Genomic DNA, 8,226 nt, shown 5'->3' with positions numbered 1-8,226 from the left:
GTGGTGGCAATGTCCGGGGCCCAGCCTGAAAAGAAAAGAAGACGAAACGGCAAGGCGGTCTGCGCCTTGCTGCTGGCGACCAGCGTCTTCGCCTTGCTGCGGCCTGCGCAGCCCTATGCCCAGGTAACCGAGCTGCGCGGCGAGGTTTCGGAATCGGCGATTCTGGACGACCAGCAGCGCAAGACCAGGCAATTGAGCCTGGCCAGCGCCGAGGATCAGACGGCGCAGGCCGGTGCAGCCACCCAGAGCACTGCGCCGGCGCCGACCTATCAGCCGGCCAGCCCGGGCGCCGTACAGGACGACGAGACGGCACCCGCGACTGGCAGCATTTTTGATCCGCCGGAGGCGACCGACGATCCGTTTGCGGACACCCCCGCTCCCGTCCCGACGCGCCGGCCATCGAGCGCAACGCAGGGCGCGGCCGATCAAGACGAAGCCGCCGAGACACAAGCCACCGCAGCGACTGCAGTCACGACGAATGACACGGACACCGGCGAAACTGACCAGGATGCCACCAATCGCCGTGCCGTGACCATTGATTCCGCCGACAGGCAGCAGCTCGATCCGGGCGCTGAGCGCGCCGAAGCCATCGAAGGCCGGGACAAGAGGGCCGAGGACGATCCGTTCGCTGCCACCGGCATCAAACTCGGCTCCTTTGTGATCAGGCCGACGATCGAGCAAGGCCTGACGGCGTCGTCGAATGCCGATTCGAGCAGCGAAGGCAAGCCGGCCCTGCTGTCGGAAACGACGCTGCGCTTCAATGCCATCTCCGACTGGCGGGAGAATTCGGCTGTCATCGACGGCTACGGCACCTTTCTCAAGACTATATCGGGCGACGAGGTTCAGGAGGCACGGGGCCGTGTCGATGGCACGCTCAATGTCGACCTCGACAACGATCTGCGCGCTATCGCCAAGCTCGGTTACGAGGCGGCGCCAGAATCGGCTTCATCGCCAGTCGTCATCGAAGGCACCGTCGAGCAGCCGGTGCGCCAGACCATTGACGGCAGCCTTGCGCTCGAGAAGGATGCCGGCAAGATGCGTTTCGCCCTGACCGGCGCTGTCGAACACGACATTTACGGCGACGCCAAGCTTTCGACGGGCGGCACGCTGTCGCAGAAAGACCGCGATTCGACGCTCTATACCGCCACTTTGCGCACCGGCTACGAGATTTCCCCCGCTATCACTCCCTTCACCGAAGTCGAAATCGGCCGCCGGGTCTATGATTTGCGCGTCGACACCAATGGTTTCGAACGATCCTCGACGCGGCTTGGCGTTCGGGCCGGCGCCGAGCTCGATCTTGGCGAGAAGCTTGCCGGCGAATTCTCGGCCGGCTGGCTGCGGGAGGCGATCGACGACGACCGCCTACCGGCAATTTCGGGTGCCACGGTGAATGCCGACCTCAGATGGTCGCCGGAACGCGGCACCACGATCGGCCTCACCGGGCAGACGATCGTCGAGGGCACGACCGCCGTCAACGAAAGCGGCGACATCCTTTACTCCGGCCGCCTCACCGGCGAGCGGGAAATCCGTGCCAACCTGATCGGGAACGCAGCTCTCGGCGTGGACTGGCGCGACTACATCGGGTCGGACGGCCATGATCTGACGCTGAGCGCCGAGGCCGGACTGACATGGTGGCTGAACCGGTATGCCGGACTGATCACCCGCGCCAGAACTGAAAAACAGACCAGCAATCTGGAGGGCCGCGACTACACTGCCCATAGCATCTTCGTCGGGGTGACACTGCAGCCGTAAAGCACAGCCGTTGGAGGTATGCCAAGATTCGGGTCAGGCGGTGGCGAGCACGGTGGTTTCGAGACCCTGAACGCGGCCTACATTGGGCGGTTTCCTAAAACGCCGCGCCCCGCTGCTCTGACGGCTTCATCTCGTCGAGAAGCTTGCGGATAACGCCCGCCATGCGTCCGTTTATGTCGCTGCGCCACAGCGCGAAGGCGACATTGGCCTCGACAAAGCCTTCCGGCGATCCGCAATCGAAGGTGCGCCCCTGGTAGTGGCAGCCATAAAAGGGCTGCTGCTTTTCCAGCTTCAGCATCGCATCGGTGAGCTGGATCTCGTTGCCGGCGCCCTTCTCCTGGCCCTCGAGTATTGTGAATATCTCCGGTTGCAGGATGTAGCGCCCGTTGATGTATAGATTGGAGGGTGCCGTGCCGGTCTTCGGCTTCTCCACCATGCCGGTGATACGGAAACCGTGATGCGTATCCTCGCCGCGGCCGACGATGCCGTATTTATGAGCCTCGGCGGGGTCGCATTCCTGAACCGCGACGATATTGTTGCCGGTCTCGGCATAAAGCTCGACCATCTCCTTCATGCAGCTTTTTTCCGACTGCATGATCATATCGGGCAAAAGCAGCGCGAAGGGCTCGTCGCCGACCAGTTCGCGGGCACACCAGACGGCATGGCCAAGGCCGAGCGGCACCTGCTGGCGCGTGAAGCTGGTCTGGCCCGGCGAGGGTTGCAGCCGCTGCAGGCGGGCGAGCTCGTCGTCCTTGCCGCGCTGGGCGAGCGTGTCATAGAGTTCGAACTGGACGTCGAAATGGTCCTCGATGACCGCCTTGTTGCGGCCGGTCACGAAGATGAAATGCTCGATGCCGGCTTCGCGTGCCTCGTCGACCACATACTGGATGACTGGCCTGTCGACGACGGTCAGCATTTCCTTGGGTATGGCCTTGGTGGCCGGGAGAAAACGCGTGCCGAGACCGGCGACCGGGAAAACTGCCTTGCGAACTCTCTTCATGCTGTCAATTATCCGCTTCTAAGCCTGTTCGGCAATCCCGCTTCAAGACATTTTCGTGCCGGAATCGAGGATTATGGAACGGCTGGTCAGAAGAAATTTGTATTCTGCAAAGCACCAACCCGCCTTTTTGTTCCCAACGGCACCTATGGTAAACTAAATGCTAACTCGGTTCGGCGATGAATAATCTTCCTGTGATGAAGAAGGAGGAAAAGATGTCCGTTCGCAACGCCGCAAAGCGCTTCACAAGCATCGTTGCGGCCGCCAGCCTGTCGCTTGCCTTGCTGATGCCCACCGGATCGGCTTTTGCCGACGCCGGTTTCCGGCAATGGGTGGCCAGCTTCCGCGCCACCGCGGTGCGGAGCGGTGTTTCCGGCGCCGTTTACGACCGGGCATTCGAGGGCATCAGCGATGCCGACCCGGTCGTGCTGGAAAAAGCGCGTTATCAACCCGAATTCACCGCCCCCGCCTGGGACTATTTCGACAACCGCGTCCATGACCAGTCGGTCGCTGTCGGCCAGCAGATGGCCAGGAAGTGGAAGCCGTGGCTGGACAGGATCGAGGCAAAATACGGCGTCGACCGTCATATCCTGCTGGCTATTTGGTCTATGGAATCGAACTACGGCGAAATCCTCAAGCGCGACGATGTCATGCGCAATGTCGTGCGTTCGCTGGCAACGCTTGGCTATGCCGACTCGAGACGATCGAAATTTGCCCGCACCCAGTTGATCGCGGCGCTGAAAATCCTGCAAAGGGGCGATATCGACAAAAGCCACCTCAGCGGCTCATGGGCGGGCGCAATGGGCCATACCCAGTTCATTCCTACCAGCTATCAGGCCTATGCGGTCGACATGGATGGCGACGGCAAGCGCGACATCTGGAATTCGATTCCCGATGCATTGGCAACAGCCGCCAATCTGCTCAAGAAAAACGGCTGGCAGGCCGGCAAGACCTGGGGCTATGAAGTCGCCCTTCCCGAGGGGAAAAAGTTCCCGGCCGGATCGAAATCACTGTCGCAATGGCAAGCGCTGGGTGTCACGCGTGTCAACGGCAAGCCGTTCAAGAATAGTGCGGAGAAGGCCACGCTGAAGGTGCCAGGCGGCCGCGGCGGCCCGGCCTTCCTGATGATCAAGAATTTTTCGGTCATCAAGCGCTACAACAATGCCGACAAATACGCAGTTGCCGTTGGCCTTCTTGCCGACGAAATCGCCGGCCATGGTGGGCTTGTGCAGGACTGGAAGCGGCCTTTCACGAAGCTCTCCTTCGAGGAGCGGCAGGAGCTTCAGCAGCGGCTTTCCCAGTACGGCTATTATGACGGCAAGTTCGACGGCAAGATCGGCGAGGGATCGAAAGCCGCCATCATGGCCTTCCAGGCGAAGGCTGGCTTGACCCAGGACGGACATCCGAGCATGGAAGTGCTCAAATGGCTCAGGCAGAACTAGCCTCGCCTTGGGAGACGACCTGGAGCATCGGACCCAAACCGGTTTCTGGGGAAATCCGATGCTCAACTAGGAGACAGCGGCGGCACGGTTTTGTTCGAGAGTCCGGCGCTCTTAAGGGATGGAGAGGGTAATTGGTTTCGGCAGCGCGTATTTGGGTAATCCTCAGTCGCGTGCCGATCCTGATTCTGGCTATTGCCGTCCTGGCCGTCAGCACTGCCGCCGTCTTTCACACGCCGGCCATGGCGCAGGAGGAACAAAGGCGTGGCTGGTCGCTGCGCGACTTGTTGTTTCTGCGCCGAAGCGAGCGGGTGGAACCGCCGCGACAAATTCAGAGGGCCGGGCCACGGAAGTCAAAAGCAAGAAAGCCCCGCGCGGCGCCGCGCCGGCCGGCTGAGCCGGCAACCCCGATTGTCGAGAAAGCGCCGGATGCCCGCACCGTTCTGGTGGTCGGCGATTTCATGGCGAGCGGCCTCGCCGAAGGTCTCGACACCGCCTTTGCCGAAAACACCAAGATCAGGATCGTCGTTCGCAGCAACGGTTCGTCCGGTTTCGTGCGTGACGATTTCTACAACTGGCCCGAACAGATCAAGTCGCTGATCGAGACCGAAAAGCCCGCGGCCGTAATCGTCATGCTGGGCTCCAACGATCGGCAGCAAATGCGCGTGAACGGGGAACGCGAACAGCCGCGGTCCGAGGCCTGGATCGACGAATACGAACGCCGGACCGAAGCGTTCGGCAAGGCCATTGCATCGGCCAAGGTGCCGTATCTGTGGGTCGGCATGCCGGCATTCAAGGCGCCGAAGATGACCTCAGACATGCTGGCTTTCAACGACATCTATCGCACGACGGCCGAAAGTCATGGCGGCGAATTCGTCGACATCTGGGACGGTTTCGTCGACGAGGACGGCGCCTTTGTCACCAGCGGGCCTGATATCAACGGCCAGCCGGTGCGCCTGCGCACCGACGACGGCATCTATGTGTCGAAAGCCGGCAAACGCAAGCTCGCCTTCTATGCCGAAAAGCCCTTGATGAAGATCCTTGGAATGACCGCGCCCACGGGCACACCGGCAACTTATGCGCCAGCGGGCGCCCCGGTCGAGGCGCCGGCACCTGCACCGATGGCCGTCGATCGCACCGTGCCGATGCTACTCAGCGATCCGGCACTCGACGGCGGTTCGGAACTTCTCGGCGCCGCAGCGCCGGCAAAGGCGGACGGGTCCGGCCAAAAACTCGTCGTCGAGGGCAAGGCGCCCGCTGCTTCGCCCGGCCGCGCCGACGATTTTTCCTGGCCGCCCAGGGGACAGCCTGCGGCGGCCGCAACCGAAACGACCACGGCGATCACTCCGTAAACCTGCCCCGGGGCACCGGAAGAGCAGAAGCGTGTTCAGAGGGCTGCGCAAGTAGGTCGAGACAGCCTCAGCGCGGCAGCACGCTCGATCCCATCAGCGCCTCGTCGATCGAGCGCGCCGCTTGCCGGCCCTCGCGGATCGCCCAGACGACCAGCGACTGACCGCGGCGGACATCGCCCGCCGCATAGAGCTTTTCGACGCTGGTCTTGTAGTCGCGGTCATTGGCCTCGACGTTCTTCGAGCGGCGACTGTCGGTGGCGATCTTCATCTGACCATCCAGCTCCGACACCGGTCCGACGGTGGCCGGCCCGGCAAAGCCGATGGCGATGAAGGCGAGATCCGCGCGGATGACGAATTCCGTGCCGGCGATCGGCTTGCGCTTTTCATCGACCTCGCAGCATTTGACGCCGGTCAACGCGCCGTCCTCACCGATGAATTCGAGCGTCGCCACCTGGAACTCGCGCTCGGCGCCTTCGGCCTGCGAGGACGAGGTGCGCATCTTCGTCGCCCAGTAGGGCCAGACCGAAAGCTTGTCTTCCTTTTCCGGCGGTTGCGGCCGGATGTCGAGCTGGGTGACGCGTACGGCGCCCTGGCGGAAGGCGGTGCCTACGCAGTCGGAGGCGGTGTCGCCGCCGCCGACGACGACGACATGCTGCCCGCCGGCGACGATCGGGCGCGATGGCCACGCCACCGACTGGATCGGCTCGCCGCCGACGCGCTTGTTCTGCTGCACCAGATAAGGCATCGCGTCATGCACGCCGTCGAGATCGTCGCCGGGAATGTTGGCCGGACGCGGTGTTTCTGATCCCCCGCAATAGAGCACCGCATCATATTCACCGAGTAGCTCCGCCACCGGCTTGTCGACGCCGACATTGATACCACAATGGAAGCTGACACCCTCGCCCTGCATCTGCTCGATGCGCCGGTCGATGTAGTGTTTCTCAATCTTGAAGTCGGGGATGCCGTAGCGCATCAGCCCACCCGGCCGGCTCTCGCGCTCATAGACGTGAACGTCGTGGCCGGCGCGGCCAAGCTGCTGGGCGGCCGCCATGCCGGCCGGCCCCGAGCCAATGACGGCGACGCGCTTGCCGGTCTTCTTTTCCGGCGGATAGGGCCGGATATGACCGGTTTCATAGGCCTTGTCGGCGATCGCCTGCTCAATCGTCTTGATGGCGACCGGAATGTCCTCGAGGTTGAGCGTGCAGGCTTCCTCGCAAGGCGCCGGACAGATGCGGCCGGTGAATTCCGGGAAATTGTTGGTCGAGTGCAGGTTGCGGATCGCATTGTCCCAGTCGCCATTGTAGACGAGGTCGTTCCAATCCGGGATCTGGTTGTGGACCGGGCAGCCGGTCGGCCCGTGGCAGTACGGGATGCCGCAATCCATACAGCGCGCGGCCTGTTTCTCGACCTCCTTGTCCGACATCGGCAGCGTGAACTCGCGAAAATGCCGGATGCGGTCGGAAGCCGGCTGGTACTTGTGCACCTGCCGGTCGATCTCGAGAAATCCTGTTACCTTGCCCATAGTCCAGTCCCTGCTGTCCAGATGGCGCGCTCGACGTCGCACCCGTTAACCTCATAAGGCAGCCATGGCAACCTTCAGTCCGAGGCCAGGATTGTTGATGAAGGCATCGACCGGGAAGCTTTGCTTCCCGGCAATCCCAATACCTATTCCGCCGCAACGCCCATGCGCATGCGTTCCATTTCGATCAGCGCGCGGCGGTATTCGACCGGCATGATCTTCCGGAATTTCGGCCGGAAAGTCGCCCAGTTGTCGAGGATCTCGCGGCCGCGCACCGAACCCGTGTAATGGACGTGGTTCGAGATCAGCTGATAGAGCCGCTCCTCATCATGGCTGGTCATGTCGCCGGACACGTCGACGCGGCCCTTGTGATCGAGGTCGCCGCCATGATGGAGCAGTTTCTCCATCAGGTCGTCTTCTTCGGGAACGGGTTCCAGTTCGACCATCGCCATGTTGCAGCGCTCGGCGAAATCACCCACCTCGTCGAGCACATAGGCGACGCCGCCCGACATGCCGGCGGCGAAGTTGCGGCCGGTCTGGCCGATGACGACGACAATGCCGCCGGTCATGTACTCGCAGCCATGATCGCCAACACCTTCGACGACGGCGGCGACGCCCGAATTGCGAACCGCAAAACGCTCGCCGGCGACGCCGCAGAAATAGGCCTCGCCCTCGGTCGCGCCGTAAAGCACCGTGTTTCCGACGATGATCGACTCCGCTGCGACGATCTTCGTGTTCTCAGGCGGGCGGATGACGATGCGTCCCCCCGACAGGCCCTTGCCGACGTAGTCGTTGGCGGCACCGACCAGCTCGAACGAAACCCCACGCGCCAGGAAGGCGCCGAAGGACTGGCCGGCGGTGCCGGTGAGCTTCACCGAGATCGTGTCCTCGCGCAGGCCCTTGTGCCTGAAGCGCTTTGCCACTTCGCCCGACAGCATGGCGCCGGTCGAACGGTCGACATTGCGGATCGGCAGCTCGATGCTGACCGGCTGCCTGGCTTCGAGCGCCGGCTTGGCCAACTCGATCAGCTTGCGGTCGAGCACGTCGTCGATCGGATGCTTCTGCCGCTCGGTCCAGTGCACCGCCTCATGCGGGGCATCCGGCTTGAAGAACATCTTGCTGAAATCGAGCCCGCGCGCCTTCCAGTGCTGGATCAGCGCCCGCTTT

5 protein-coding genes and 1 pseudogene are annotated in these 8,226 nt (G+C 62.7%); 3 read left to right on the top strand and 3 right to left on the bottom strand.

Annotated features, from left to right (window positions below):
- The first annotated feature begins 9 nt into the window (after positions 1–9).
- Positions 10–1,752 (top strand): outer membrane beta-barrel protein, encoded by a 1,743-nt coding sequence (locus tag EOA78_RS18230; RefSeq protein ID WP_127316331.1) that lies wholly within the window; start codon positions 10–12, stop codon positions 1,750–1,752.
- 94 nt (positions 1,753–1,846) lie between these two features.
- On the opposite strand, the gene galU is transcribed toward EOA78_RS18230, so the two are convergent.
- The gene (gene galU / locus EOA78_RS18225) at positions 1,847–2,761 is read right to left on the bottom strand and encodes a UTP--glucose-1-phosphate uridylyltransferase GalU (protein WP_206533459.1); all 915 of its coding nucleotides are present in this window, start codon (positions 2,759–2,761) and stop codon (positions 1,847–1,849) included.
- A 203-nt stretch (positions 2,762–2,964) separates the two neighbouring features.
- Here galU and EOA78_RS18220 point away from each other — a divergent pair, with 203 nt between their 5' ends.
- Positions 2,965–4,191: a lytic murein transglycosylase gene (locus tag EOA78_RS18220; RefSeq protein ID WP_127316329.1), complete on the top strand. Its 1,227-nt coding sequence runs from the start codon at positions 2,965–2,967 to the stop codon at positions 4,189–4,191.
- A gap of 131 nt (positions 4,192–4,322) precedes the next feature.
- On the top strand, positions 4,323–5,540 hold the full coding sequence (locus tag EOA78_RS18215) for a DUF459 domain-containing protein (RefSeq protein ID WP_127316328.1): 1,218 nt from the start codon (positions 4,323–4,325) through the stop codon (positions 5,538–5,540).
- 67 nt (positions 5,541–5,607) lie between these two features.
- On the opposite strand, the gene EOA78_RS18210 is transcribed toward EOA78_RS18215, so the two are convergent.
- Together EOA78_RS18210 and EOA78_RS18205 are read right to left on the bottom strand one after the other, a co-directional pair.
- Entirely contained in the window at positions 5,608–7,062 is a 1,455-nt protein-coding gene (locus tag EOA78_RS18210; RefSeq protein WP_127316327.1) for a glutamate synthase subunit beta, read from the bottom strand.
- Positions 7,063–7,205: 143 nt separating this feature from the next.
- Positions 7,206–8,226: pseudogene (locus EOA78_RS18205) on the bottom strand (glutamate synthase subunit alpha); the annotation flags it as partial.

This window comes from Mesorhizobium sp. M5C.F.Cr.IN.023.01.1.1 (genome assembly GCF_003997585.1).
Classification (GTDB): domain Bacteria; phylum Pseudomonadota; class Alphaproteobacteria; order Rhizobiales; family Rhizobiaceae; genus Mesorhizobium; species Mesorhizobium wenxiniae.
Note: the sequence above shows the minus strand (reverse complement) of the source record. Positions and strands in the feature narration are given on the sequence as shown.